The sequence below is a fragment of the Delftia sp. HK171 genome (assembly GCF_001886655.1).
GTDB lineage: Bacteria > Pseudomonadota > Gammaproteobacteria > Burkholderiales > Burkholderiaceae_C > Comamonas > Comamonas acidovorans.
Genome location: NZ_CP018101.1, coordinates 2,818,113 through 2,841,838, shown reverse-complemented (window position 1 = coordinate 2,841,838; position 23,726 = coordinate 2,818,113). Strand labels below are relative to the sequence as shown.

The window sequence follows — 23,726 nt, the reverse complement described above, 5'->3', positions numbered from 1 at the left end:
AAGCAGGGAAATCTCAGGCACGTTCATGGTTGGGCGAAGGCTGCGCCACGGACAGCTCGCGCAGGATGCGCTCGCGGTCCGCGTCCAGCGCGGGCGGCTGCCTGCGCACCAGGGGCTGATCGCACGCGGCCAGCAAGGGGTTGCCCGCCACACGCAGCGTCTGGCCACCGGGGGCCTGCACCTGGGCCAGCATGCCGCGCTCGCGCACCTGGGGGTGCTCGACGACATCGGCCACGCTGTTGTACTCCCCCGCCGGGATGCCATTATCAGTGAGCAGGCGCAGCCAATGCGCCCTGGGACTGTCCCGCAGGCGCGCCTCCAGCGCGGCCTTGAGTTCGGCCTGGTGCTCGCAGCGCAGGGCATTGCCGGCAAAGCGCGCGTCCTCGGCCAGTTCGGGCAATTGCAGCAGGCTGCACAGCTTGCGGAACAGCGCATCGCTGCCCACGGCGATGACGAACCAGCCGTCCTGCGCGGCGAACACATCGAAGGGTGCCATGGACGGATGCCGCGTACCCATGGGCCCCGGCACGCTGCCCAGCGCCCCGAGCCGCGCCACGGGGTTCTCCAGCAGGGCCACTTGGCAGTCGAGCATGGAGACATCGACACGTTCGCCCTGCCCCGTGCGGGCGCGGCGCATGAGCGCGGCCTGCGTGCCGATGACGGCATACAGCCCTGCGCCCAGGTCGCCGATGGACACGCCCACGCGGCAGGGCCCGGCGCCCGGGTGGCCGGTCACGCTCATCATTCCGCTCATGGCCTGCACCACCATGTCGTAGGCAGGAAAGCCGCTGTAGGGACCCGTCTGGCCGAAGCCAGAGACCGACGTCATCACCAGCCGGGGATGGCGCGCATGCAGGGTCTCCCAGCCATAGCCGAGCTTGTCCATGGTGCCGGGGCGGAAGTTCTCGACCAGCACATCGGCGCCTTGCAGCAGGCGCTCGAAGACCTCGCGGTCCTGCGGCTGCTTGAGGTCCAGCGCAATGGATTCCTTGTTGCGGTTCACCGACAGGAAATAGGCCGAGCCCCCGTCCACAAACGGCCCGATGCCGCGCGCATCGTCGCCCGTGCCGGGCTGCTCCACCTTGATCACGCGCGCGCCCAGGTCGGCCAGCATCTGCGTGCACATGGGGCCGGCCAGCACGCGCGTGAGGTCGATGACGGTAAGGCCTTCCAGCGGCAGGCCCGTGGCTTGTTCATTCATAGGGATTTCCATATCGTTATCTATTGCTTGATGCGACACCCACAACCTGTGGGACCGGCGGGGCCCAAGACCAGGACACCGAGGAAGGGCCGCTCCCGCACCGAGGGTGTCGTCCCCCCGCGAAGCGAGAGGGGGAAGGCGCGTGGCGCCTCAGGGGGTGTCTCACTGCAGCCCGGCGCCGGAACGCTGGGTCAAGGCCTTGGACTCCTGCCCTTCCTTCAAGGCCCAGGCACGGAATTCCTCAAGGGATGCCGAGGGCGCTGCCAGATTGCCCTGCTTGGCCAGCCTGGCCTTCACATCGGGGTCTTCCAGCGCCTTGGTGCTGGCATCGAACAGCTTCTTCGCCACGTCCTCGGGCAGACCCGCCGGGGCGAACAGGCCGAACCAGAACGTGTAGTCAAAACCCGGCACGCCGGACTCCTTCATGCCCGGCAGCTCGGGGAACAGCGGCGAGCGCTCGGCCGTGCTCACGGCCAGCATGCGCAGCTTGCCGGCCTGGGCCAGCGGCAGCACCGAGGGCGGTGTGCCGAAGGTCAGGTCCACATCGCCGGCGGCCACGGCCTGTATCGATGGCGCACCGCCCTTGAACGGCACATGCAGCATGCGCAGGCCGCCGCTGGCGCCCGCGAACGACAGCGTGGCCAGGTGCGTGATCACGCCTGCGCCCGAGGAGGAATAGCTGAGCTTGTCGGGCTGGCTGCGTGCCAGAGCCACCAGATCGCCCACGCCCTGGCCCGGAAAATCCTTGCGCACGGCCAGCAGCATGGGGGCCGAACTCCAGCGCGTGATGCCCGTGAAGTTGCGCGCGCCGTCATAGCGCGCGCTCTTGTAGAGCAGCTGGTCCGAGCCATAGATATTGGCGCTGCCCAGCAGCAGCGTGTAGCCGTCGGGCGCTGCACGCGCCACATGCTCGGAGGCCAGCGTGGTGCCGGCGCCCGGGCGGTTGTCCACCAGCAGGGGCTGGCCCAGGATCTTGCCGACCTTGTCGGCCACGATGCGCGCCACCGCGTCGGCGCCGCCACCGGGCGGAAATCCCACGACCAGCGTGACGGGCCGGGCGGGGTAGGACTGGGCCATCGCGCCACCGGCCAATCCGGCCAGCAGCAACGACAGTGCAAAACGCTTGAACATGGCTTGTCTCCTGTTTATTGATACCCCCTGAGTCGCTGCGCGCCTTCCCCCAAAGGGGGACGACACCCTCGGTGCGGGAGAGGCCCTTCCTCGGTATCCCCGAGTTGGGCCGCGCCGGTTCCGTGGGCTGTGGGCGGTAGGCAGCACCACGGGCAATCTGCGTGTATGCGGGAGGATGCGGTTCAGCGCCCCTTGAACTCCGGGCTGCGTTTCTCGCGCCAGGCCCGGCCGCCCTCCTGCAGGTCTTCGGAGGCGATGCTGCGCTGCACCTCGCGCGTGATCTCGGCCACGTCATGGCGGCCGCGCGCGATCAGGTTCAGGTGCTTTTTCATGCCGAACAGGGGGATGGGCGCCATGGCGGCCAGCGTGCCGGTGAGCTGCTCCACGGCCGCGGCGAAGGCGGCGGGATCGGCCAGATGGGTGAGGAATCCGCAGGCCTTCATCTCCGGGGCCTGGATGCGCTCGCAGGTCAGAAACAGCCGCTTGGCCGTGTCCAGGCCCAGGCGCGAGACATAGCGCTCCAGCCCGCCCGCGTAGAAATGCAGGCCCAGGCGCGCGGCCGGCATGAACATCTCGGCCGCCGTGCTGCCCACGCGAAAGTCGCAGGCCAGGGCCATGTCGGTGGCGCCGCCGTAGACGCCGCCGTGGATGGCGGCCACGGTCACGGCGCGGCATTGTTCGATGGCGTCCACCATCTCGCCGAAGCTGCTGCCCTCGGTCTGGCTGCCCTGGATCTCTGATATATCATAACCACTGCAAAAGTACTTGCCTTCGCTGCGCAGCACCACCACGCGCACATCGTCGCGGTGGTTGATATGCTCCATGTGCGCGACCAGCGCGCCCAGGTCTTCCGGGGCCAGCTTGTTGGCCGCTTCGGGACGCTGCAGCGTGATGGTGGCCAGGTGATCCTGGATGTCGAGTCTGGGTGTCATATGTATCAGTCAGTCAATCAGATATATTTGAATTAGAAAATGCTTCCAGCCAAGCAGCCATTGGAGAAAACCCCGGCCACGTCCAGCCTGCAGGAGCGTATACGGCAATCGCTGGAAGACGAGCTGCGCTCGGGCGCCATGCGGCCCGGCGACGCCATCGACGAGCCGGCCCTGTGCGAACGCTTCGGCGCCTCGCGCACCCCCGTGCGCGAGGCGCTGCTGCTGCTGGTGGCCAAGGGGCTGGTGGAGATCGTTCCGCGCTCGGGCATCTATGTGCGGCGGCTGGATGCGCGCGAGCTGGTGGCCATGATGGAAGGCCTGGCCGAGCTGGAAGGGGTGCTGGCCCGGCTGGCTGCCACGCGCATCCATGCGCAGCTGCGCGAGCGGCTGCAGGCGGCGCTGGCGCACACCGCCGCCTGCGCCCAGGCGCAGGATGCCGAAGGCTATGTGCAGGCCAACATGCAGCTGCACGAACTGATATACGAGGCCAGCGGCAATGACTTCATCGTGGAGCAGACGCGGCTGCTGCGGCTGCGCATCACGCCCTACCGGGGCCGCATGTTCGAGAAGCCCGGCCGGCTTGCGCGCTCGCAGCAGGAGCACGCCACCGTGGTGGCCGCCATCTGCGCAGGCCAGGCGGAGGTGGCCGCCGAGGCCATGCGCCAGCACATCTGCGCAGGCGGCAGCGCCTTCACCGACATGGTGCTGGGCGCGCCCGCGCAGGCGGGCTACGAGCGCCCGCGCAAGTCAAGGTAGCCCGAAGAGGGCTCAGGGCCGCACTTCGAAGGCCAGGAACTGCGTGACCTGGTTGTCCGCGAAGTTGTTGTCGGCCACCAGCACCAGCGTGCGGTTGCCGTTGGCCAGGCGCGGGCCCCAGGAGATGCCTTCGATGTTGTCCAGCTTGATGCCCTGGTAGGTCACGGGCATTTCCAGCAGCAGCTCGCGCTTCATGGGCTTGTAGCTGGCGCCCACCAGGCTCTTGAAGCTGCGCACGTCGGTGGTGTCGGGCTCGATGGTGGCGCGCGTCAGGCGGATGGTGTTGCCCACGCCATCGGCAAAGGCGCGCTCGATGGCGATGAACTCGTTGTTGGAGACCGCCAGCAGCTCGGGCAGGCCGTTGTCCGGCGGAAAGCTGCCGCTGGCGGCCTTGTCCAGGGGAATCTTCGGCAATGCGTAGGCATACTGCGCGCCCGACTTGCCCGTGGCCGGATCGAGCTTGAGGACGCGGATGACGCTGCCCGCCGCCAGCGTGGTGAGGGGGCCGTCTTCCACCAGCGCATCCTCGTTGGCCGTGAACACGCTGCCGTCGGGCGTGACGGCCAGGGCCTCGAACAGCTTGTTGTTGCGCCCTCCGCTGGTGGTGTTGTCCACATAGTTGAAGGCTGCAGGCGTCTCGAAGTCGCGCACGAAGCTGCCGTCGACCTTGATCTCGCGCACAAAGGGCTGGAACAGGCTGGCGGGGTCGGTGCTGAAGTTGCCCTCGCTGGACACGTAGAGGTTGCCGTTGGGCGCCACGCGGATGCCTTCGGGGTCCACGGTGCGGCGTGTGCTGGGCAGCGGCTGGCCGTCGCGGCCCTTGAGCGTGACCATCTTGCGGATGGTCACGGCCTGGATGGCCTTGTCATCGAACTGAATGCCCAGGTTGTAGAAGCGCGGCGTGCCACGCTCGCCGCCGCGCTCATCGGAGATGGCCCAGTAGCTGCCATCGGGCGCGCGGTCAAGGCCGGAGATGCCGCCGAACTCCACGCCGTCGAACAGTGTCTTGGTCCTGATGCTGTAGTCGCCGATCAGCCGCAGCGAGCCGATGGTCTCGGGGCCGTCGTCGCTGCCGCCGCAGCCTGCCAGGCCCGTGGCCGTGCCGAAAGCCAGGACCAGCGCGAGCAGCACGGATGCGGGCGAGCGGACCTTGTCTGCCTTGTTCATATTCCCTCCCAGGATGGATCTCAGAAGGGATGGACCGTAGCGAAGGCCCGTGACAGGGTGGTGACATGCACGCGCATGCCGCCGCCCTGCCCCTGCCCTGACCAGCCCCTCGTCCGCTACTCCAGCTTGGCGCCCGAGGCCTTGACCACCTGCGCCCAGCGCGCGATCTCGCCATGCACCATGGCCGCGAACTGCTGCTGGTTCATGCCGCCGTAGTCGGCGCCGTTGCGCGCCCAGATGGACTTGATCTCTTCGGCCGAGCCTATGCGCTGCACCTGGTCGATGACCTGGGCCTGCACGGCCTGCGGCGTGCCCTTGGGCGCCCACAGGCCGTACCAGGTCGTGACCGTGTAGTCGGGCAGGCCGGACTCGGCCGCGCAGGGCACGTCCGGGAAGGCGGGGTTGCGCTTGTCGCCAGAGACCATCAGCGCGCGGATGCGTCCGCTCTTGATGTGCTGGGCCGACGAGCCCAGGCCGTCGAACATCATGTCCACATTGCCGGCGATCAGGTCCTGCAGCGCCGGGCCCGCGCCCCGATAGGGAATGTGGGTGATGAAGGTATTGGTCTGCAGCTTGAACAGCTCGCCGGCCAGGTGGTGCGAGGTGCCCGCGCCCGCCGAAGCGTAGTTGAGCTTGCCCGGCCGCTTGCGCAGGTCGGACAGCAGCTCCTGCACGGTCTTGTGCGGCACGTTGCGCGGGTTGACCACCAGCACCTGGGGCACGCTGGCCAGCAGGGCCAGCGCGATGAAGTCGCGCTCCAGGTCATAGTCCAGGCGCGGGTACATGGACGGCGCAATCACATGGTGGGTGCCGCCCATGAAGAAGTTGTAGCCGTCCGGCGCCAGCTTGGCCGCGTAGCTGGCGCCCAGGGTGCCGCCTGCGCCGCCGCGGTTGTCGATCACCAGGGTCTTGCCCGCGCTCTTGGCGAACTGGGCCGAGAACGGCCGGGCAAAGGCATCGGTGCCCCCGCCGGCCGGAAACGGCACGACCAGGTTCACGGGTTTGGACGGCCAGTCCGCCGCCGCGCGGGCTGCCATGGGCAGGGCCAGCGCGGCCATCGAGGCCCCGGCTGCGCGCAACACCGCGCGCCGCCCCGTGGGGTGGGAAGCTTGCATGACTTGTCTCCTTGTCGCCTCTTTGAGGCTGTCTTCGTTGTCAGGCGCAGCAGTCCCTGTGCAAGAAAAGGGGCACGGCCTGCGCCGCGCCCCTTTTCATTTGCACAGGGCTTCGATGTCCGAGGACACCGGTATGCGGCCCTGCGCCAGCAGGCCGCGATGCTTGTCCAGGCGCTTGAGGTCGTAGAGGTAGTTGACCATCAGCCCCAGCGACTGCTTGAGTCCCTTGGCCGACAGGTCGGCCGCCCAGTTGAGCCGCTCCACGCGCGCGCCGTTGCCCAAGTGAAAACGCGCTACCGGGTCCAGCGGCCGGCCCTTGGCCGTCTCGCGCCCCAGATAGTGGGCAGCGCAGAACAGCAGTGCGCGGCGCACGGGTGCGTCGGGCTTGAGATCCTGCGGCGCGTCCAGCGCCGCCAGCAGGTGCTCGGCGCCCATGCCGCCGGCCTTGAGCTCGAAGGCCTTGCGCTGGCGCTCGTCCATCTTCTCCAGGATGGCATCGCCGTGCTTGGCGATCCAGGCACGCAGGCCCGGAATGGGAGACAGCGTAGCGAAATGGCGCAGCCGGGGGAACTCGCCCGTCAGCGTCTCCACCACATGCTTGATCAGCGAGTCGCCAAAGCTCACGCCGCGCAGGCCGGTCTGGGTGTTGCTGATGGAGTAGAAGATGGCCGTGGTGGCACGGCCCAGGTCGGCGGCCGCCGCCGTCTCGTCCAGCAGCGGGGCGATGCTGTCGGACATCCGGTCCACCAGCGCCACCTCCACGAAGATCAGCGGCACGGTGGGCATGCGCGGGTGGAAGAACCCGTAGCAGCGCCGGTCGCTGTCCAGGCGGTTCTTGAGGTCGGCCCAGCTGCGGATGTCGTGCACGGCCTCGTACTGGATGAGCTTTTCGATCAGCGAGGCCGGCGAGTCCCAGCTCAGGCGGCGCAGCTCCAGCAGGGCCACGTCGAACCAGTTGGCAAACAGATGCTCCAGCTCGGCGTCCAGCGCGGAAAAGCGCTGCTGCTCCGCCTTGGGCAGGGCCAGCAGTTCGGCGCGCAGGTCCACCAGAAAGCCCATGCCGCCCTGGGGCTGGGCAAAGCGCTGCAGCAGCCGCGTGCGCGGCGACATCAGCGCGCGGCGCAGGTCCATCTCGGCCTGGCCGCGCTCGGCATCGCTGGCCGCCGTGTCATAGCGCTTGCGCGCGGCCATCAGGGCTTCGGTATCGGGGCCGAACTGCTCGACGATCAGCGCCCAGAAATCCTTGTGCGCAGGCAGTTCGGCCTGGGCGTACCAGTCCATGAGCAGTTGCGCATGGCGGCCGCCCTCGACATCGCTCAGGCCGGCGTCGGCGGCAGCCTGCAGGTCTTCCATGAGCTTGCGCAGCTCGCGCGGGGACAGCACTTCCTGGCCGCGCCGCAGGGTGGCCTGCAGGCGCTGGGCCGTGCCGCGCGGCGCGGGCCCCTTGGCTGCCTCGCCCTCGGACTTTGTTGCAGGCGCAGCCGCATCGGTGCTGCGAAAGCGGGACACATTGCGGGCAATCCAGTCAGTAGCCAGACCCATTCAGAAGTTCCTCCATGTCAAGCGGTCACGGGACTGTCATGCCGCCAATCGGCCAATGACAATCTTTTGCTGCTCACATTATGAGAGTCTGCACGGCAGACCGTGTACGCCGATGTCGCGTTCTTGTCTTCGGGCTATCCCCATGCATGCCCCTGTCCCCTCTCCCGTCAACCTTGCACAAAAAAAAGCGGGCACCAGGCCCGCTTCGTATCCGTGCGTACCGCCGGCCTCAGGCCGGCTTGCCCGCCTGGGCAGGATAGGCCGGGCGCCCCGCAGCCCAGAACCACATGGCGATGCCGCCGATCACCATGGGCACGCACAGCCACTGGCCCATGCTCATGCCCAGCGACAGCAGGCCCAGGAAGTCATCGGGCTCGCGGAAGTACTCGGCAATGAAGCGGAAGGCGCCGTAGCCGACGAGGAAGACCGCCGCCACCTGGCCCGGCTTGTGCTCCTTGCGCGCATACAGCCACAGCAGCACGAACAGCAGCAGGCCTTCCAGCAGGAACTGGTAGACCTGCGAGGGGTGGCGCGGCAGCATGGAGCCGCTTTGCGGGAAGACCATGGCCCAGGGCAGCTCGGGGCTGGCGAAGCGGCCCCACAGTTCCCCGTTGATGAAGTTGCCGACGCGGCCGGCCGCCAGGCCCGTGGGCACGCAGGGCGCGACGAAGTCGGCCACCTCCAGCCAGGAGCGTGCACGCGAGCGCGCGAACCAGACCATGGAGGCGATCACGCCGACCAGGCCGCCATGAAAGCTCATGCCGCCCTGCCAGACATAGAAGATCTCCAGCGGGTGGCTCAGGTAGTAGCCCGGCTTGTAGAACAGGCAGTAGCCCAGCCGGCCGCCGACGACCACGCCGAGCACGCCCAGGAAAAGAATGTCTTCCACGTCCTTGCGCGTCCAGGCGCGGTCGCCCTGCATGCGCACGAAGGGCGGGTGGCGCAGCCTGCGCGTTCCCAGCCAGAGGAAGAGGCCGAAAGCGGCCAGATAGGTCAGGCCGTACCAGTGCACGGCGAGGGGCCCGATCTGCAGGGCCACGGGATCGATCTGCGGGTACATCAGCATGGTCGGCATTGTGCCGCAGCGCCGCATGGCCGGCGCCGGCCAGGGGTTGGAAAGCTGGCGGCGCGGCGGTTCAGCCCGGCTGGCTTTCCTGGATGGCCATGAGCTTGTCCAGGGCCGCGAACAGATGGCGCTGCTCGGTGGAGGTCAGCAGCTGCTCCAGCTCGTCTTCCAGTTGTACCACCACGCCCTCGGCCCGCGCCTGCAGCGCGCTGCCTTCGGCCGTCATGTGCAGCTGCTGCAGCCGGCGGTCGCGCGGATCGGGCTGGCGCCCGATGAGCCCGCGCTGCACCAGGCGCTCGACCACCGGCACCAGGTTGGAGGGCGAGATGTCCAGCGCCTCGCCCAGCTGGCGCAGGTAGATGCCGGGATTGGAGTGGATCAGCACCAGGATGGAGAACTCGCTGGGCTTGAGGTCCAGTTCGGCCACGCGCCGCGCGAACAGCTTGTGGATGTGGATTTCCGCGCGCGTGAGGCGGTAGCCCAGGAAACGCTGCAGGCGCGACTGATCGACGGCGGGTTCGGAGGAGCTGTCCATGGACACGGATCTGGAAGAGGAAGAAGGCACACCGAGGCAAAGCCGCCCCGGTGCCTGCGGATCTTCAGGACCGGTGCGGCGTTCCATCATAAAAGCCCCGGCTGCCCGCTCAGGCCACGGCAGCCGGCAGCGGCGTGCGGGCGGCGGACTCGGTGCGGCGCAGCCAGTGCTCCGCATCCAGCAGCCCATGGGCGAAGAACCAGGCCGCGCTGTCCGCCTTGGAGCGGCGCAGCGCCGGATCGGCCAGCGGCTGGCTGACACGCGCCGCGCGCGCCCAGGCAAAGGCCATGCACAGCGTGCCGACCAGGCGCAGATAGTCCTCGGCGCAGCGCGCCAGCAACGGCGCGTCGCCTGCGGCGCGGGCGCACAGCGCGCCCGTCAGCGCTTCGGTGCGATCGCTCCAGCTGCGCAGCGCGCCGGCCAGGCCGGGCTCCATGCCCGCCGCCTCGCAGGCAGCGGCCTCCTGGCGCAGTGTCGCCAGCAGCGGTGCCAGCGCGGCCCCGCCGCTGGCGGCCACCTTGCGCTGCAACAGGTCCAGCGCCTGGATCTGGTTCGTGCCCTCGTAGATCATGGCGATGCGGGCATCACGCAGCGTCTGCTCTATGCGGTACTCGTGCACATAGCCGTAGCCGCCGAAGACCTGCAGCGCCTCGCTGGCCAGCGCAAAGCCCCGCTCGGTGAAGAAGGACTTGACCACGGGCGTGAGCAGCGAGGCCAGCGCATGGGCCTGGGCGCGCTCCTCGGCATCCGGCGCCTGTTCGGCCAGGTCCAGCTGGTGCGCCACCCAGCCTGCAATGGCGCGCATGCCTTCGGTCCACACACGCAGGTCGGCCAGCATGCGCTGCACGGCCGGCTGCAGGGCGATGGGGTCGGCGGGGCCCTGCGCATCGGCGGGCCGGGGCTGGGCGCGCATCTGGCGGCGCTCGGCCGCATAGGCGCGCGCCAGTTGCCAGGCCATCTCGGCATGGCCCAGGCCCTGCAGGCCCACGTGCAGGCGGGCGGAATTCATCATCACGAACATGGCGGCCAGGCCCTGGTGGGGCTGGCCGACCAGCCAGGCCTGCGCACCCTCGAAGCGCATGGCGCAGGTGGCGCTGCCCTTGATGCCCATCTTCTTTTCGATGCCGTCGCAGTGAATGGCATTGGGCAGGAACCCGCCGCCGTCCTGCGGAATGCCGCGCGGCGCCAGGAACAGCGACAGCCCGCGCGTGCCCGCGGGCGCATCGGGCAGGCGCGCCAGCACCAGGTGCACGATGTTCTCGCTCATGTCCTGGTCGCCGCCCGAGATGAAGATCTTGCTGCCGTCCAGGCTGTAGCTGCCATCGCCCCGGGGCCGGGCCTGGGTGCGCAGCAGGCCCAGGTCGGAGCCGGCCTGGGGCTCGGTCAGGCACATGGTGGCCAGCCAGCGCCCGCTGACGATGTGCGGCAGATAGGTGGCGCGCAGGTGCGCGTCGCCATGCGCGTGCAGGCAGGCATAGGCGCCGTGCAGGATGCCCGGGTACATGGTCCAGCCATGGTTGGCCGAGGCCAGCATTTCGTGCAGCGCGGCATCCAGCAGCTGGGGCAGGCCCTGGCCGCCGGCCTCGGGCGCGCAGGCCAGGGCCGGCCAGCCGGCTTCCACGAAAGCCGCATAGGCCTCGGGAAAGCCGTCGGGCGTGCGCACCCTGCCCTCTTCCAGTCGGCAGCCCTGCAGGTCGGCCGGGCCGTTGAGCGGCGCCAGCACGTCGGCGCAAAAGCGCCCGGCCGCCTCGACCACCATGTCGGCCGTCTCCTGGTCCAGGGCTTCATGGGCCGGCATGCGGCGCCAGTCGGCCTCTGCGCCCAGCCAGTGCTGCTGGACGAAGCGGATGTCCTGCAGCGGCGGCTGGTAATGCGAGCAATGCGATGCCTGCGCGCTCATGCCCGGCCCTCCATGGCCGCGACCAGGCGGCGGTAGGGACCGATGGCGCTGGCCAGGCACAGCACGGACAGCAGCGCGGCCAGGGCGGACACCAGGCCCAGCGACAGGCCCACGAGCTTTTCGTCATGGAAGACGAAGTCGGTGAAAAAGGCCACGAGGAAGGGGCCGAGCCCCAGGCCGATCAGGTTGATCAGCAGCAGGTAGATGGAAGTCACCTGGCCGCGCAGCTGGTTGGGCGTGACCGCCTGCAGGATGGGCGGCGCCAGCGCCACCGGCATGCCCAGGAAGAAGGTGGTGACCGCCACGGCCACCAGGGCCACGGTGGGCGAAGGCGCAAAGGCCAGCACCAGGCCGCTGGCGATGAGCACGCCGGTGGCCACCAGCGAGATGACGATCGAGCCCACCTGCTTGCCGCGCGCCGTGAGGTAGTCGGCCAGGAAGCCGCTGAGCAGCATGCCGCCAATGCCGAAGGTCAGGATGATGACGCCGTAGGCGGGACCGATCTCGCCGGGCGTCCAGCCCCACTGGCGGATGAAGGTGGCCGGCAGCCAGGCCGTGACGCCGAAGGTGATCATGGCCGTGATGCCCGGCGCCAGCAGCAGCGGCAGGAAGGCGCGCTTGTTGTGGAACACATGGGACAGATCGGGCGCGGGGCCTGCTGCAGCGGCGGCCCTGGCGGAGGCGCCTGCCGCCTGCAGGCCGCGGCGCACCGGCTCGCGCACGGTGTACATCAGCGCCACCAGCGGAATGCCGGGCAGGGCCACGAAGATGAAGGCCGCCTGCCAGGGCTTGAAGCTGCCCAGCAGCGGGAACACCACCTCGCCGGCCTGGCTGGTGGCCTGGATGACCAGGCCGCCCACGATGAAGGCCGTGGCCGAGCCGATGTACACGCCCGAGGTGTAGATGCTCATGGCGCGCGCGCGGCGCTCGGGAGGGAAATAGTCGGCCAGCATGGAATAGGCCGCCGGCGACAGCGCCGCCTCGCCCACGCCCACGAACATGCGCGCCACGAACAGCGAGACAAAGCCCGTGACATAGCCACCGGCCGCCGTGGCCACCACCCAGATCGCCATGCCGATGACGATGAGGTTGCGGCGGTTCCAGCGGTCGGCCAGGCGCCCCAGGAAGATGCCGACGAAGGTGTAGAAGATGGCGAAGGCAAAGCCGTGGACGATGCTGAACACCCAGTCCGACAGCTGCAGATCCTTCTTGATGGGCTGCACCAGCAGGCCCAGGATCTGCCGGTCCACGAAGGACAGGGTGTAGGCCAGCAGCAGGATGATGGTGACGTAGTAGGCATAGCCGAGTCCGTTCGACTCGGCCGGCGCGGGCGTGGACACGCGGCCCGGCGGGTAAGGCAGGCTCATGGAGACCTCCTGTGGAGGAAGGGAAAGCGGAAAAAAGAAAGCGGGAAAGCGAGACAGGGCTGCGCATGGAAAGGGCCGGCGCACCGCGCCAGCCCTTGCGCGGGCATCAGCTGGCGCTGTGCTCGACCAGCATCAGCGCATCGAGCGCCACCACGCCCTGCCCTTCGGGCAGCACGATGACCGGGTTCAGGTCGATCTCGCGGATGGCCGGCGTGCCGCGCAGCACCTGGCCCAGGCGCACGATGAGTTCGGCCAGCGCCTGGCGGTCCAGCGCCGGGGCGCCACGGTAGCCGTGCAGCAGCGGCGCGCCCTGCAGGCGGTCCAGTTCGCGCAGCACCTCGCCGGTGGACAGGTCGGCGTCCAGCAGGCGCGCATCGCGCATGATCTCGGCCGTCACGCCGCCCAGGCCGGCCAGGATCACCGGGCCCCACTGCGGATCGTTGCGCGCGCCGATGATCATCTCCAGGCCGCGTTGGCCCATGGCCTCGATCAGCACGCCGTCCAGCGCAATGGCGCTGTCATAGGCCGCCACGTTGGCATGCAGCCGCCCCCAGGCCTCGCCCATGGCCTGCGCGTCGGCAATGTTCAGGATCACGCCGCCCGCATCGCTCTTGTGGCTGAGGTCGGCGGACTGCGCCTTGAGCGCCACGGGCCAGCCGATCTCCGACGCTATCGCCACGGCCTGCTCGACCGAGGTGGCCAGCCGGCCGCGCGCAAAGGGTATGCCGGCCTGTGCCAGCACGGCCTTGGATTCGTACTCGGGCACCACCGTGCGGCCTGCGGGCAGGGTCAGGGCGACGGGCTGGGCATCGGTGCGCTCGAAACTGCGCTGGCTGAAGGCGGTCAGGCGCTGCACGGCGCGCAGGGCACGCTCGGTGCTGGGAAAGTACGGCACGCCCAGCGCACGCATCTCGGCGATGAACTCGGCAGGCACGGCCGCGCCCTCGTCCAGGCCCGCGACGATGACGGGCTTGGCCGGCCGCAGCTCGCGCACGGCGCGCAGCACGGGCGGCATCTTGATGCCGCAGGTCACCGGATCGCCCTGGATCAGGCCGACCAGGACGGTGGAAAAGCGCGCATCGCCAAACAGCGCATCCAGCGTGCGGAAATACAGGTCCGGCTCCACCAGGCCCTGGGCCGTGAGGTCCAGCGGGTTGCTCACGCCCACGAACTCGGGCAGCGCAGCCCGCAGCGCGGGTGAGTCGTCGTCGCCGATGGCGGGCAGGGCCAGGCCCAGCTCCTCGGCCCAGTCCAGCGTCAGCGCCTTGAAGGCGCCGGACTCGCCCAGCACGGCAACTCCCGCTGCAGCGGCTGCACCGGCCCCACCAGCCGATGGCAGCACGGGGCAGCGGATGGCGATCTCGGCGATGTCGCCCAGCTCCTCCAGCGTCTCGGCAAACACGGCGCCTGCGCGCTCCAGCTTGGTGCGCATCAGCGCATAGTCGCCGGCCATGGCACCGGTGTGCGTGGCGGCCGAGGCGCGCGCCGCACTGCTCTTGCCCGGATGCAGCAGCACCACGGACTTGCCCAGGCTGCGCGCACGGGCCACGGCGGCCAGGATGCGCGCGGGCTGGCGGAACTGCTCGACGATCATGGCGACCACGCGGGTGGAGGGCTGCTCCAGCAGGAAGTCCACATAGTCCTCGGCATGGCTGGCGGCCTCGTTGCCCGTGGAGATGGCGTGCGACAGCGGCAGCGCGCGGCTGGCCAGCGTGGTGCACAGCACGGTCATCATGGCGCCGCTTTGCGAGACCACGCCGATCGCGGGCCGCGCGGCATCGACCTGCTGAGCGTCGATATTCACCTCGACAAAGGTCAGCGGCACGCGCTGCAGGTAGTTGATGCAGCCCAGGCAGTTGGGGCCTTCCACCACCATGCCCGCCTCGGCGGCAATGCGTGCGATCTCTCGCTGCTCGGCCATGCCGCGCTCGCCCGCCTCGGCAAAGCCTGCCGAGAAGATCACCGCCGCGCCCACGCGGCGCGCCGCCAGTGCGCGCACCGTGTCCAGCACAAAGGGCTGAGGGATGGCCAGCACGGCCACATCCACGCCTTCGGGCAGCTGATCGACCGAGGCCAGGCAGGCCCGCCCGGCGATCTCGCTGCGCTTGGGATTGATCAGGTGGATGTCGCCGGCAAAGCCGTTGCGCTCCAGATTGCCCAGCACCGATGCGCCCAGCGCACCCGGCGTGGCCGAGGCGCCGACGATGGCGATGGAACGCGGCCTCAGCAGCCTGCCGATGTCGGGCCGCAGGGCGGCCGCCATCTCTGTCGTTGTCATTCTTGTCTCCAATGGGTTGGCGGCAGGCGCCCTAGCAGCGAGGGCGCGGCCACTCAGGATGTGCGGGGCTTCAGGACTTTTGCTTCGAGAGGTCGTAGGTTCCGAGACCTGGCTTGTAGGTCTTGTCGTCGAGGAACTGGCGCATGCCTTCCTTGCGGCCTTCGTTGTCGTAGCTGTTGGCGGCTTCCTGGGCGCGCACCAGGTAGTCCTCGGCGTTGTCGTAGCTCATGTCGCGCACGCGGCGGATGGCGTCCTTGGTGGCCTTCAGGGCGCTGGGGTTCTTCTGCAGCAGGGCCTCGGCCACTTCGGTGACGCGGGCCTGCAGGCGATCGGCCGGCAGCGACTCGTTGACCAGGCCCCACTCGGCGGCCGTACGGCCGTCGATGTTTTCGCCCAGCATGGCGTGGTACATGGCACGGCGGAAGGACAGCAGCTCCACCGCCACCTTGGAGGCGCCGCCACCGGGCAGGATGCCCCAGTTGATTTCGGACAGGCCGAACTTGGCGTCATCCGAGGCAAAGGCCAGGTCGCAGGCGAACAGGGGGCCGTAGCCGCCGCCGAAGCACCAGCCGTTGACCATGGCAATGGTCGGCTTCTGGAACCAGCGCAGGCGGCGCCACCAGCCATAGCTCTCGCGCTGGGCCTTGCGGGTGCCGGCCAGGCCGGTGGCCTCGGTCTCGCGGAAGTATTCCTTCAGGTCCATGCCGGCCGTCCAGGCCGTGCCTTCGCCTGCAAGCACGACCACGCCCACGTCGTCACGGAACTCCAGGTCGTCGAGCACACGCATCATCTGGCGGTTGAGCTGGGGGCTCATGGCGTTGCGCTTTTCGGGGCGGTTGAATTTCACCCAGGCCACGCGGCCTGTGACGGTGCAGGACACGGTCTGTTCTTCGGTACGTTCGGTGCTCATTGCGCTTCCTTGTGCAAAGGGGAAATGGGGTTTTGGACACCGATGCTTCGGCTCCATAATCGTTATGATAAATAACTATTATTGAAGCCCGCAATACAGCGTTTACCCTAGCTCCATCCCCCCGCCAGCCTGCCGCGATGCGAATGCTTCTGCGTCGCGCATGCATGCAATGCGCCGTCCACGGGGAATTGCAGCGCGCGCTTTGGCCCAAGGGCCGGTTCACGCGATACTTGCGGCGTTCACACAGTCAGGAGAAGAAGAACATGCAAGGCCAACCAGAAGTCATCGAATGCCTCATAGAGTTGCTGCGCGGCGAGCTTGCCGCGCGCGACCAGTACTTCATCCACTCGCGCCAGTACGAAGACCAGGGCCTGCTGCGCCTGTTCGAGCGCATCGGCCATGAGATGGAAGAGGAAACCCAGCACGCCGACGCCATCCTGCGCCGCATCCTGTTCCTGGGCGGCCGCCCCGACATGCGCCCACACGAGTTCACGCCCGGCGAGACCGTCGAAGAGATGCTGCGCAAGGACCTGGCCACCGAATACCGCGTGCGTGACAGCCTGCGCTCGGCCATGGCCCTGTGCGAGCGCCACAGCGACTTCAACAGCCGCGACCTGCTGCTGGCCCAGCTGCGCGATACCGAGGAAGACCACGCCTACTGGCTGGAGAAGCAACTGGGCCTGATTGAAAAAATAGGCCTGCCCAACTACCTGCAAAGCAAGATGGGCGAGCCCGCCTGAAGACAAGCCGCCCCACGGTGAAAAGCAAACCGGCAGCCACGATGAAACGGCAAGCCGGTCGCCCCACGATGAAACAAGAGCCCTCAAGGGCCTGAGAGAAGAGAAAAGAAAAAGGGATGGAAAGCCGCAAGGCCTTCCATCCCTTTTCATTTTCATCGGGTGCGCACCGCCGGGCGGCGGTGCAGCGCGGTGTCAGTCGTCCAGCAGGGACAGGTCGCGCACGGCGCCCTTGTCGGCCGACATCACCAGCTTGGCATAGGCCTTGAGCGCGGCCGAGACCTTGCGCGGGCGCGGCTCGGCGGGCTTCCAGCCCTTGGCATCCTGCTCGGCACGGCGGCGGGCCAGCTCCTCGTCGGAGACCAGCACGTTGATGCTGCGGTTGGGAATGTCGATGCGGATGCGGTCGCCGTTGCGCACCAGGCCGATGGCGCCGCCAGCGGCAGCTTCCGGCGAGCAGTGGCCAATGGACAGGCCCGAGGTGCCGCCCGAGAAGCGTCCGTCGGTCAGCAGTGCGCACTCCTTGCCCAGGCCCTTGGACTTGATGTAGCTGGTCGGGTAGAGCATTTCCTGCATGCCGGGGCCGCCCTTGGGACCTTCATAGCGCACGACGACGATGTCGCCGGCCTTGACCTTGTCGTCCAGGATGTTCTGCACGGCCTCGTCCTGCGACTCGGTCACGTGGGCCGTGCCTTCGAACACGTGAATGCTTTCGTCCACGCCGGCCGACTTGACCACGCAGCCGTCCAGGGCGATGTTGCCCGTCAGCACGGCCAGGCCGCCTTCCTTGGAGAAGGCGTGCTCGTAGGAGCGGATGCAGCCTTCTGCACGGTCCAGGTCCAGGCTGGGCCAGCGCGTGTTCTGGCTGAAGGCCACCTGGGTGGGGATGCCGGCCGGGCCTGCCAGGTAGAAGTGCCTGACGGCCTCGTCCTGGGTGGTGGTGATGTCCCACTGCGCCAGGCCTTCGCCTAGGGTCTTGGCGTGCACGGTGGGCACGTCGGTGTGCAGCTTGCCCGCGCGGGCCAGCTCGCCGAGGATGGCGAAGATGCCGCCGGCGCGGTGCACATCCTCGATGTGGTATTTCTGCGTGTTGGGCGCCACCTTGCACAGCTGGGGCACGGAGCGCGAGAGGCGGTCGATGTCGGCCATGGTGAAGTCGATCTCGGCCTCACGGGCAATGGCCAGCAGGTGCAGGATGGTGTTGGTGGAGCCGCCCATGGCGATGTCCAGCGTCATCGCGTTCTCGAAGGCCTTGAAGCCCACGGAGCGCGGCAGCACGGAGGCGTCTTCCTGCTCGTAGTACTCACGGGCCAGCTCGACGATGCGGCGGCCGGCACGCTTGAACAGTTCCTCGCGGTCGGCATGCGTGGCCAGCACCGTGCCGTTGCCGGGCAGGGACAGGCCCAGCGCCTCGGTCAGGCAGTTCATGGAGTTGGCGGTGAACATGCCCGAGCAGGAACCGCAGGTCGGGCAGGCCGAGCGCTCGACCTGGGCGACCTGCTCGTCGGTGTAGTTGGAGTCGGCCGCGATCACCATGGCATCGACCAGGTCCAGCTTCTTGAACTCCAGCTTGTGCGTGTTGGGATTGGCCAGCTTGGTCTTGCCCGCCTCCATGGGGCCGCCGGAGACGAAGATCACCGGAATGTTCAGCCGCATGGCGGCCATCAGCATGCCGGGGGTGATCTTGTCGCAGTTGGAGATGCACACCAGCGCGTCGGCGCAGTGGGCGTTGACCATGTACTCCACCGAGTCCGCGATGATGTCGCGGCTGGGCAGCGAATACAGCATGCCGTCGTGGCCCATGGCGATGCCGTCGTCCACGGCGATGGTGTTGAATTCCTTGGCCACGCCGCCTGCGGCCTCGATCTCGCGCGCCACCAGCTGGCCCAGGTCCTTGAGGTGGACGTGGCCCGGAACGAACTGCGTGAAGGAGTTGGCGATGGCGATGATGGGCTTGTCGAAGTCGCCATCCTTCATGCCGGTGGCACGCCACAGGGCGCGCGCACCGGCCATGTTGCGGCCGCCGGTGGAAGTCTTGGAACGGTATGCGGGCATGGGGAATCCAGTTGTCTGTCGTCTCGGTCCATCCCTGGTCCTGTGGGGAAGGCCAGGGTCTGGGCGAAGATTATGGCGCAGCGCCCGCCGCACCGCTGGGCCACAGGAATGCCCCGGCCGGCATGGGCTGCCCCTTTGCAGACCCCAGGCATCGCCTGCGGCGAAGCCTGCGCCGCCGTTCAAGGCCCCTCAGCGGCGCGAACGCGAGCGCGTGCCCGTGCCCATGGCTTCCTTGTTCTTTTCGATGCGCTTCAAGCGCCGCTGCTCGATCTTGTCGGCCGCGCGCCGCTTGGTGTAGCCAGAGGTGTCGGCCCAGGCCCACCAGGCTGCCGTCACGCCATAGGCGCCCAGGATGACGTACCAGGACCAGGAGGCCACAGGCTCGATATCGGCCAACTTCAGCAGGGTGAGCAAGACCGCGATTCCCAACAGATACATAACTTCTCCTTCACCAGACGGTGCTTCACACGAGGTAACGCATCAGGCATGCGCGCCCACTACAATGTTTCGCATAATTATTCCCGACAACCCCCAGGAACTCATGATGAAGCAGACATTGATCGCATTGGCCTTGACCGTCGTCACCGTGGCTCCCGCCATGGCCGACCAGGCTCTTGCCGCCTCCAAGAACTGCATGGCCTGCCACGCCGTGGACAAGAAGCTGGTGGGCCCGTCCTATAAGGATGTGGCCTCCAAGTACGCAGGCCAGAAGGACGCGGTGGACAAGCTGGCTGCCAAGATCATGAAGGGCGGCAGCGGCGTCTGGGGCCCGGTTCCCATGCCCGCCAACCCCCAGGTCAACGATGCCGACGCCAAGAAGCTGGCCGCCTGGGTGCTGTCGCTGAAGTAAGTTCCGCCGGCCTCCCGCCTCGGGGCCCGCAACGAAAAAAACCGCGCAACGCAAGTCGCGCGGTTTTTTTCATGGTCCTCCCGTGAATCCGGGCGCGGGCCGCCTACCTGTAGTCCGGTGCGCCTGCGCCGGGCTGCTGGTACAGGCGAACCTGCTGCTCCAGCTGCCCCACATAGGCGGCCGTGCTGTTGTCCGACTCCTGGGCACGCTGCACCAGGTGCGCCTCCAGCCCGTCCAGCCGTGCCATCAGCACTTCCTTGTCACGCGCATGCAGGTCCTCCAGCACGGTGCGCAGCTCGGTGAAACGCGAGGCCTCGGCCTTGTCGGCCAGGTCCCGCTGGGCCTGCATTTCCTTGGCGTGGCGGCGCGCCTCCATCAGTACCGAGCCCTGCAGCCACAGCACATAGGCGACGAAGAACACGCCCAGCAGGCAGGTCAGCGCCAGCATCAGCACGCCCAGCGGCGCCTGGACTTCGGTCACGCCCAGCGACACGACGGAAGGCGCGGCCAGCGTGTTCCAGTTGAATGCCGCCAGCAGCGCAATCAGGGCCACGGTGATCAGCAGCGACAGGGTTCTCAGATTCATGGTGCAACGCCTCCCTCGGCAGTGGTGAAAACAACAGCTTCGGTTGTACTGCAACCATCATGCCTGAGCTGTCGGCCCACACAAAATAGGACTGCAAGACAGCGCGCCGCCCGCAGTCCAGCCAAGAAAAAACCGGAGCCTGTGCTCCGGTTCTTCATGGCGGGCGTGTCCGCCCTCAGTTCGTCTCGGCCAACTGGTCGAGGATGGCCGGGTTCTCCAGCGTGCTCGTGTCCTGGGTGATGGCCTCGCCCTTGGCAATCGAGCGCAGCAGGCGGCGCATGATCTTGCCGCTGCGCGTCTTGGGCAGGTTGTCGCCAAAGCGGATGTCCTTGGGCTTGGCGATGGGGCCGATTTCCTTGGCCACCCAGTCGCGCAGCTCCTTGGCGATCTGCTTGGCCTCCTCGCCCGTGGGACGCGAGCGCTTGAGCACCACGAAGGCGCAGATGGCCTCGCCCGTCAGGTCATCGGGGCGGCCCACCACGGCGGCTTCGGCCACCAGGTCGGTCTTGGACACCAGGGCCGACTCGATCTCCATCGTGCCCATGCGGTGGCCCGAGACATTGAGCACATCGTCGATGCGGCCCGTGATGCGGAAGTAGCCACGGTCCTCGCTGCGCACGGCGCCGTCGCCGGCCAGGTAGGTCTGCCCGCCCAGCTCGGCCGGGAAGTAGCTCTTCTTGAAGCGTTCGGGGTCACCCCAGATGGTGCGGATCATGCTGGGCCAGGGCTTGGTGACCACCAGCAGGCCGCCTGCGCCATTGGGCAGTTCATGGCCGGTCTCGTCGACGATGGCGGCCATGATGCCCGGCAGCGGCAGCGTGCACGAACCCGGCACCAGCGGCGTGGCGCCAGGCATGGGGGCGATCACGTGGCCGCCGTTCTCGGTCTGCCAGAAAGTGTCCACGATGGGGCAGCGCTCGCCGCCCACATTGCGGTGGTACCACATCCAGGCCTCGGGATTGATGGGCTCGCCCACGCTGCCCAGCAGGCGCAGGCTGGACAGGTCCGAGTTCTTCGGATGCACGGCGGCATCGCCGTCGGCGGCCTTGATCAGCGAGCGGATGGCCGTGGGCGCCGTGTAGAAGATGGTGCAGCCGTGGCGCTCGATCATCTGCCAGAAGCGGCCCGCGTTGGGGAAGGTGGGCACGCCCTCGAACACGATCTGCGTGGCGCCAGCGGCCAGCGGCCCATAGGCCACGTAGGTGTGGCCGGTGATCCAGCCGATGTCGGCCGTGCACCAGAACACGTCGCTGGGCTTGAGGTCGAAGGTCCACTCCATGGTCTGCTTGGCCCACAGCACATAGCCGCCCGTACAGTGCTGCACGCCCTTGGGCTTGCCCGTGGAGCCGCTGGTGTAGAGGATGAACAGCGGGTGCTCGGAATCCACGGCCACGGGAGCGCACTCTGTGCTCTGGCCGGCCAGGATCTCGCCGAAGGTCTTGTCGCGGCCTGCCGTCATGGCACAGGCCGTGGCCGTGCGCTCGTAGACGAAGACATGGCGCACGGCCTCGCAGCCGCCCAGCGCCAGCGCATCGTCCACGATGGCCTTGAGCGGCAGCTCCTTGCCGCCGCGCATCTGGTAGTTGGCGGTGATCACGGCCACGGCGCCCACGTCCACGATGCGCTCCTGCACCGCCTTGGCCGAGAAGCCGCCGAACACCACGCTGTGCGTGGCGCCGATGCGCGCGCAGGCCTGCATGGCGATGACGCCCTCGATGGTCATGGGCATGTAGATCAGGACACGGTCGCCCTTTTGCACACCCTGCGCCTTGAGCGCGTTGGCGAACTGCGAGACGCGCTCCAGCAGTTCGCGGTAGCTGACCTTGGTGACCTCGCCGCCATCGGCCTCGAAGATGATGGCCGTCTTGTGCTCGACGTCCGTGCCCATGTGCTTGTCCAGGCAGTTGGCGCTGGCGTTGAGTTCACCGTCGGCGAACCAGCGGAAGAACGGGGGATTGCTGTCATCCAGCACCTGGGTGAAGGGCTTGGACCAGACCACGTTCTCGCGCGCCAGGCGGGCCCAGAAGCCCTGGTAGTCGTTCTCTGCCTCGGCGCACAGCGCCTTGTACTGCTCCATTCCGGAGATGCGGGCCTTGGCGGCGAAGTCTGCCGGCGGCGGGAAGACCCGGTTCTCCACCAGGACCGATTCAATGGGGGATGCTGTTGCGGTGCTCATGCTTGCTTGTCTCCTGGGCTGGCCAAATAAAAATTGTGGTGTGACTGTCGGGGGCCGGTCTTACATGCCACTGACTGAAACCCCCTTGGGCGCGTCTACCTGGGGATTCCCCGCAGTTCCCGGCGGTCACTGGCAATGGCCTGTTTCGCCGCTAAAATCGCGCGCCCGTTTTCCACGGCCATTGTCCCCTCCCATCCACGCTCCCACACCAGACAAGCGCGACCGACCACCATGGCCCGCCAGCAAAACTCCAATCGAGCCCCCGGCTCCCCCCTGCGTCCCCTGCCCTCCCTGATCTTCGCCAGCCGCTGGCTGCAGCTGCCGCTGTACCTGGGCCTGATTGCTGCCCAGGGCGTCTACGTCTGGCACTTCCTGCTCGAGTTGTGGCACCTGATCGAGGCCGCCTTCGGCAACCAGGAAGCGCTGCAGGCGCTGATCACCAGCATCGGCTACAAGCACGATGCGCCCATCGGCGCGCTCAACGAAACCATCATCATGCTGGTGGTCCTGGCGCTGATCGACGTGGTGATGATCTCCAACCTGCTGATCATGGTCATCGTGGGTGGCTACGAGACCTTCGTCAGCCGCCTGGGCCTGGACAGCCACCCCGACCAGCCCGAGTGGCTGGGCCACGTGAACGCCTCCATCCTCAAGGTCAAGCTGGCCCTGTCCATCATCGGCATCAGCTCCATCCACCTGCTCAAGACCTTCATCAACGCGGGCAGCTACGACGTCAAGGTGCTGATGTGGCAGACCATCATCCACGTCACCTTCCTGGCCAGCGCCCTGGCCATCGCCTACACCGACAAGCTGATCAACAGCACGGCCAGCAACCACTGAGCCGGCGGCATCCCGCACCAAAGCCCCGCAGCGCCAGCCGCCGCGGGGCTTTTTTCATGGGCGGGCGCAGGCAAAGGGTCGGACACCTGCTGGCGCCCGGCCGGCCAGCGCGCCGGGCACGCTTTTTGCCGCAGATCGGGCCTGAAGCTTTCCTCAAGCTGACGCTTGACCGATTTTATTCATCGATGACAGCATATGCCCTGTGAATAATGGACTCTATGCTCTCATTAAGTGAGCAAATACTGGCCGGATTGCAGCCCCCAAGGGCTTGAAACAGCCCAAAACAGGCCTCCTTCGGCTCATGCGTTTTGACGCAGTAAAACCTGTTTTATATAATTTCGGCTTCTTTACAACCTGCCAAGCAGGTCATCGGCACCGTCTTCACGGCCTGCCGATACACCCCGGCGGATCGTTGTGCTCCCGGCACAGCCCCGTCAACCGGGCCGAAACTCGGTCCTGATGTTGTGGGGCATCGCGCTGGCTGATCTTCAGCCACGATGCCCGACTGAGACACCGCGCGCCTCGCCGCCGGCTGCTCTCGACTTCTGGCTCTTGCGCACCGCTTTGCGTGCCATCCGAGCC

General features: G+C 67.7%; 20 protein-coding genes. 4 read left to right on the top strand and 16 right to left on the bottom strand.

What is annotated here, in order from left to right; all coding sequences use genetic code 11:
- Nucleotides 1-13: 13 nt before the first annotated feature.
- The 3 genes from BO996_RS12915 to BO996_RS12905 all read right to left on the bottom strand — a co-directional run bounded on the left by BO996_RS12915 (nucleotide 14) and on the right by BO996_RS12905 (nucleotide 3,264).
- Nucleotides 14-1,201, bottom strand: coding sequence for a CaiB/BaiF CoA transferase family protein (locus tag BO996_RS12915; RefSeq protein ID WP_043781451.1), 1,188 nt, complete (start codon nucleotides 1,199-1,201; stop codon nucleotides 14-16).
- A gap of 162 nt (nucleotides 1,202-1,363) precedes the next feature.
- Nucleotides 1,364-2,332, bottom strand: coding sequence for a Bug family tripartite tricarboxylate transporter substrate binding protein (locus BO996_RS12910; RefSeq protein ID WP_047217627.1), 969 nt, complete (start codon nucleotides 2,330-2,332; stop codon nucleotides 1,364-1,366).
- Nucleotides 2,333-2,514: 182 nt separating this feature from the next.
- Nucleotides 2,515-3,264 carry an enoyl-CoA hydratase/isomerase family protein gene (locus tag BO996_RS12905; RefSeq protein WP_012204616.1) on the bottom strand — a complete coding sequence of 250 codons (750 nt, stop codon included), beginning with the start codon at nucleotides 3,262-3,264 and terminating at the stop codon, nucleotides 2,515-2,517.
- 39 nt (nucleotides 3,265-3,303) lie between these two features.
- Here BO996_RS12905 and BO996_RS12900 point away from each other — a divergent pair, with 39 nt between their 5' ends.
- Complete coding sequence (locus BO996_RS12900; RefSeq protein WP_013803234.1) at nucleotides 3,304-4,020, top strand: GntR family transcriptional regulator; 717 nt, start codon at nucleotides 3,304-3,306, stop codon at nucleotides 4,018-4,020.
- A 12-nt stretch (nucleotides 4,021-4,032) separates the two neighbouring features.
- Here the strand turns inward: BO996_RS12900 and BO996_RS12895 are convergent, their stop codons facing one another.
- The 9 genes from BO996_RS12895 to BO996_RS12855 all read right to left on the bottom strand — a co-directional run bounded on the left by BO996_RS12895 (nucleotide 4,033) and on the right by BO996_RS12855 (nucleotide 15,900).
- The gene (locus BO996_RS12895; RefSeq protein WP_071954951.1) at nucleotides 4,033-5,187 is read right to left on the bottom strand and encodes an esterase-like activity of phytase family protein; all 1,155 of its coding nucleotides are present in this window, start codon (nucleotides 5,185-5,187) and stop codon (nucleotides 4,033-4,035) included.
- A gap of 116 nt (nucleotides 5,188-5,303) precedes the next feature.
- A complete protein-coding gene (locus BO996_RS12890; RefSeq protein WP_012204613.1) occupies nucleotides 5,304-6,302 on the bottom strand; it encodes a Bug family tripartite tricarboxylate transporter substrate binding protein in 999 nt (332 codons plus the stop codon).
- Nucleotides 6,303-6,398: 96 nt separating this feature from the next.
- Nucleotides 6,399-7,844, bottom strand: coding sequence for a malonyl-CoA decarboxylase (locus BO996_RS12885; RefSeq protein ID WP_065347340.1), 1,446 nt, complete (start codon nucleotides 7,842-7,844; stop codon nucleotides 6,399-6,401).
- A gap of 229 nt (nucleotides 7,845-8,073) precedes the next feature.
- A complete protein-coding gene (lgt, locus tag BO996_RS12880) occupies nucleotides 8,074-8,919 on the bottom strand; it encodes a prolipoprotein diacylglyceryl transferase (protein WP_225614206.1) in 846 nt (281 codons plus the stop codon).
- A gap of 61 nt (nucleotides 8,920-8,980) precedes the next feature.
- On the bottom strand, nucleotides 8,981-9,445 hold the full coding sequence (locus BO996_RS12875; protein ID WP_034391791.1) for a MarR family winged helix-turn-helix transcriptional regulator: 465 nt from the start codon (nucleotides 9,443-9,445) through the stop codon (nucleotides 8,981-8,983).
- Nucleotides 9,446-9,554: 109 nt separating this feature from the next.
- Nucleotides 9,555-11,345, bottom strand: coding sequence for an acyl-CoA dehydrogenase (locus BO996_RS12870; protein WP_071954950.1), 1,791 nt, complete (start codon nucleotides 11,343-11,345; stop codon nucleotides 9,555-9,557).
- Entirely contained in the window at nucleotides 11,342-12,712 is a 1,371-nt protein-coding gene (locus BO996_RS12865) for an MFS transporter (protein WP_071954949.1), read from the bottom strand. The genes BO996_RS12870 and BO996_RS12865 overlap by 4 nt, the downstream gene beginning before the upstream one ends.
- Before the next feature lie 106 nt (nucleotides 12,713-12,818).
- Nucleotides 12,819-14,990 (bottom strand): acetate--CoA ligase family protein, encoded by a 2,172-nt coding sequence (locus BO996_RS12860; protein WP_071954948.1) that lies wholly within the window; start codon nucleotides 14,988-14,990, stop codon nucleotides 12,819-12,821.
- A gap of 70 nt (nucleotides 14,991-15,060) precedes the next feature.
- On the bottom strand, nucleotides 15,061-15,900 hold the full coding sequence (locus BO996_RS12855) for a p-hydroxycinnamoyl CoA hydratase/lyase (protein WP_063326635.1): 840 nt from the start codon (nucleotides 15,898-15,900) through the stop codon (nucleotides 15,061-15,063).
- A 263-nt stretch (nucleotides 15,901-16,163) separates the two neighbouring features.
- Between BO996_RS12855 and bfr the strand changes: the two genes are divergently transcribed.
- Nucleotides 16,164-16,640: a bacterioferritin gene (gene bfr, locus BO996_RS12850; protein ID WP_013803242.1), complete on the top strand. Its 477-nt coding sequence runs from the start codon at nucleotides 16,164-16,166 to the stop codon at nucleotides 16,638-16,640.
- 192 nt (nucleotides 16,641-16,832) lie between these two features.
- Here bfr and ilvD read toward each other — a convergent pair whose 3' ends face one another.
- Nucleotides 16,833-18,692, bottom strand: coding sequence for a dihydroxy-acid dehydratase (gene ilvD / locus BO996_RS12845; RefSeq protein WP_013803243.1), 1,860 nt, complete (start codon nucleotides 18,690-18,692; stop codon nucleotides 16,833-16,835).
- A gap of 189 nt (nucleotides 18,693-18,881) precedes the next feature.
- Nucleotides 18,882-19,130 carry a TIGR04438 family Trp-rich protein gene (locus BO996_RS12840; protein WP_013803244.1) on the bottom strand — a complete coding sequence of 83 codons (249 nt, stop codon included), beginning with the start codon at nucleotides 19,128-19,130 and terminating at the stop codon, nucleotides 18,882-18,884.
- Between the two features lie 106 nt (nucleotides 19,131-19,236).
- On the opposite strand from BO996_RS12840, the gene BO996_RS12835 reads away from it, so the two are divergent.
- Complete coding sequence (locus tag BO996_RS12835; protein ID WP_034398318.1) at nucleotides 19,237-19,542, top strand: c-type cytochrome; 306 nt, start codon at nucleotides 19,237-19,239, stop codon at nucleotides 19,540-19,542.
- A gap of 103 nt (nucleotides 19,543-19,645) precedes the next feature.
- Here BO996_RS12835 and BO996_RS12830 read toward each other — a convergent pair whose 3' ends face one another.
- Complete coding sequence (locus BO996_RS12830; RefSeq protein ID WP_013803246.1) at nucleotides 19,646-20,128, bottom strand: hypothetical protein; 483 nt, start codon at nucleotides 20,126-20,128, stop codon at nucleotides 19,646-19,648.
- Between the two features lie 175 nt (nucleotides 20,129-20,303).
- Nucleotides 20,304-22,304: an acetate--CoA ligase gene (gene acs / locus BO996_RS12825; RefSeq protein ID WP_013803247.1), complete on the bottom strand. Its 2,001-nt coding sequence runs from the start codon at nucleotides 22,302-22,304 to the stop codon at nucleotides 20,304-20,306.
- A gap of 231 nt (nucleotides 22,305-22,535) precedes the next feature.
- Here acs and BO996_RS12820 point away from each other — a divergent pair, with 231 nt between their 5' ends.
- On the top strand, nucleotides 22,536-23,144 hold the full coding sequence (locus tag BO996_RS12820) for a TIGR00645 family protein (RefSeq protein WP_012204594.1): 609 nt from the start codon (nucleotides 22,536-22,538) through the stop codon (nucleotides 23,142-23,144).
- Nucleotides 23,145-23,726: the final 582 nt, after the last annotated feature.

Bases quoted from the DNA above. Each gene is read 5' to 3' on its own strand.
- BO996_RS12885 (WP_065347340.1), bottom strand. From the start codon at position 7,844: ATGGGTCTGGCTACTGACTGGATTGCCCGCAATGTGTCCCGCTTTCGC.
- BO996_RS12910 (WP_047217627.1), bottom strand. From the start codon at position 2,332: ATGTTCAAGCGTTTTGCACTGTCGTTGCTGCTGGCCGGATTGGCCGGT.
- BO996_RS12905 (WP_012204616.1), bottom strand. From the start codon at position 3,264: ATGACACCCAGACTCGACATCCAGGATCACCTGGCCACCATCACGCTG.
- BO996_RS12855 (WP_063326635.1), bottom strand. From the start codon at position 15,900: ATGAGCACCGAACGTACCGAAGAACAGACCGTGTCCTGCACCGTCACA.
- acs (WP_013803247.1), bottom strand. From the start codon at position 22,304: ATGAGCACCGCAACAGCATCCCCCATTGAATCGGTCCTGGTGGAGAAC.
- BO996_RS12890 (WP_012204613.1), bottom strand. From the start codon at position 6,302: ATGCAAGCTTCCCACCCCACGGGGCGGCGCGCGGTGTTGCGCGCAGCC.
- lgt (WP_225614206.1), bottom strand. From the start codon at position 8,919: ATGCCGACCATGCTGATGTACCCGCAGATCGATCCCGTGGCCCTGCAG.
- BO996_RS12840 (WP_013803244.1), bottom strand. From the start codon at position 19,130: ATGTATCTGTTGGGAATCGCGGTCTTGCTCACCCTGCTGAAGTTGGCC.
- BO996_RS12895 (WP_071954951.1), bottom strand. From the start codon at position 5,187: ATGAACAAGGCAGACAAGGTCCGCTCGCCCGCATCCGTGCTGCTCGCG.
- BO996_RS12830 (WP_013803246.1), bottom strand. From the start codon at position 20,128: ATGAATCTGAGAACCCTGTCGCTGCTGATCACCGTGGCCCTGATTGCG.
- bfr (WP_013803242.1), top strand. From the start codon at position 16,164: ATGCAAGGCCAACCAGAAGTCATCGAATGCCTCATAGAGTTGCTGCGC.
- ilvD (WP_013803243.1), bottom strand. From the start codon at position 18,692: ATGCCCGCATACCGTTCCAAGACTTCCACCGGCGGCCGCAACATGGCC.
- BO996_RS12875 (WP_034391791.1), bottom strand. From the start codon at position 9,445: ATGGACAGCTCCTCCGAACCCGCCGTCGATCAGTCGCGCCTGCAGCGT.
- BO996_RS12915 (WP_043781451.1), bottom strand. From the start codon at position 1,201: ATGAATGAACAAGCCACGGGCCTGCCGCTGGAAGGCCTTACCGTCATC.
- BO996_RS12865 (WP_071954949.1), bottom strand. From the start codon at position 12,712: ATGAGCCTGCCTTACCCGCCGGGCCGCGTGTCCACGCCCGCGCCGGCC.
- BO996_RS12870 (WP_071954950.1), bottom strand. From the start codon at position 11,345: ATGAGCGCGCAGGCATCGCATTGCTCGCATTACCAGCCGCCGCTGCAG.
- BO996_RS12900 (WP_013803234.1), top strand. From the start codon at position 3,304: ATGCTTCCAGCCAAGCAGCCATTGGAGAAAACCCCGGCCACGTCCAGC.
- BO996_RS12860 (WP_071954948.1), bottom strand. From the start codon at position 14,990: ATGACAACGACAGAGATGGCGGCCGCCCTGCGGCCCGACATCGGCAGG.
- BO996_RS12820 (WP_012204594.1), top strand. From the start codon at position 22,536: ATGGCCCGCCAGCAAAACTCCAATCGAGCCCCCGGCTCCCCCCTGCGT.
- BO996_RS12835 (WP_034398318.1), top strand. From the start codon at position 19,237: ATGAAGCAGACATTGATCGCATTGGCCTTGACCGTCGTCACCGTGGCT.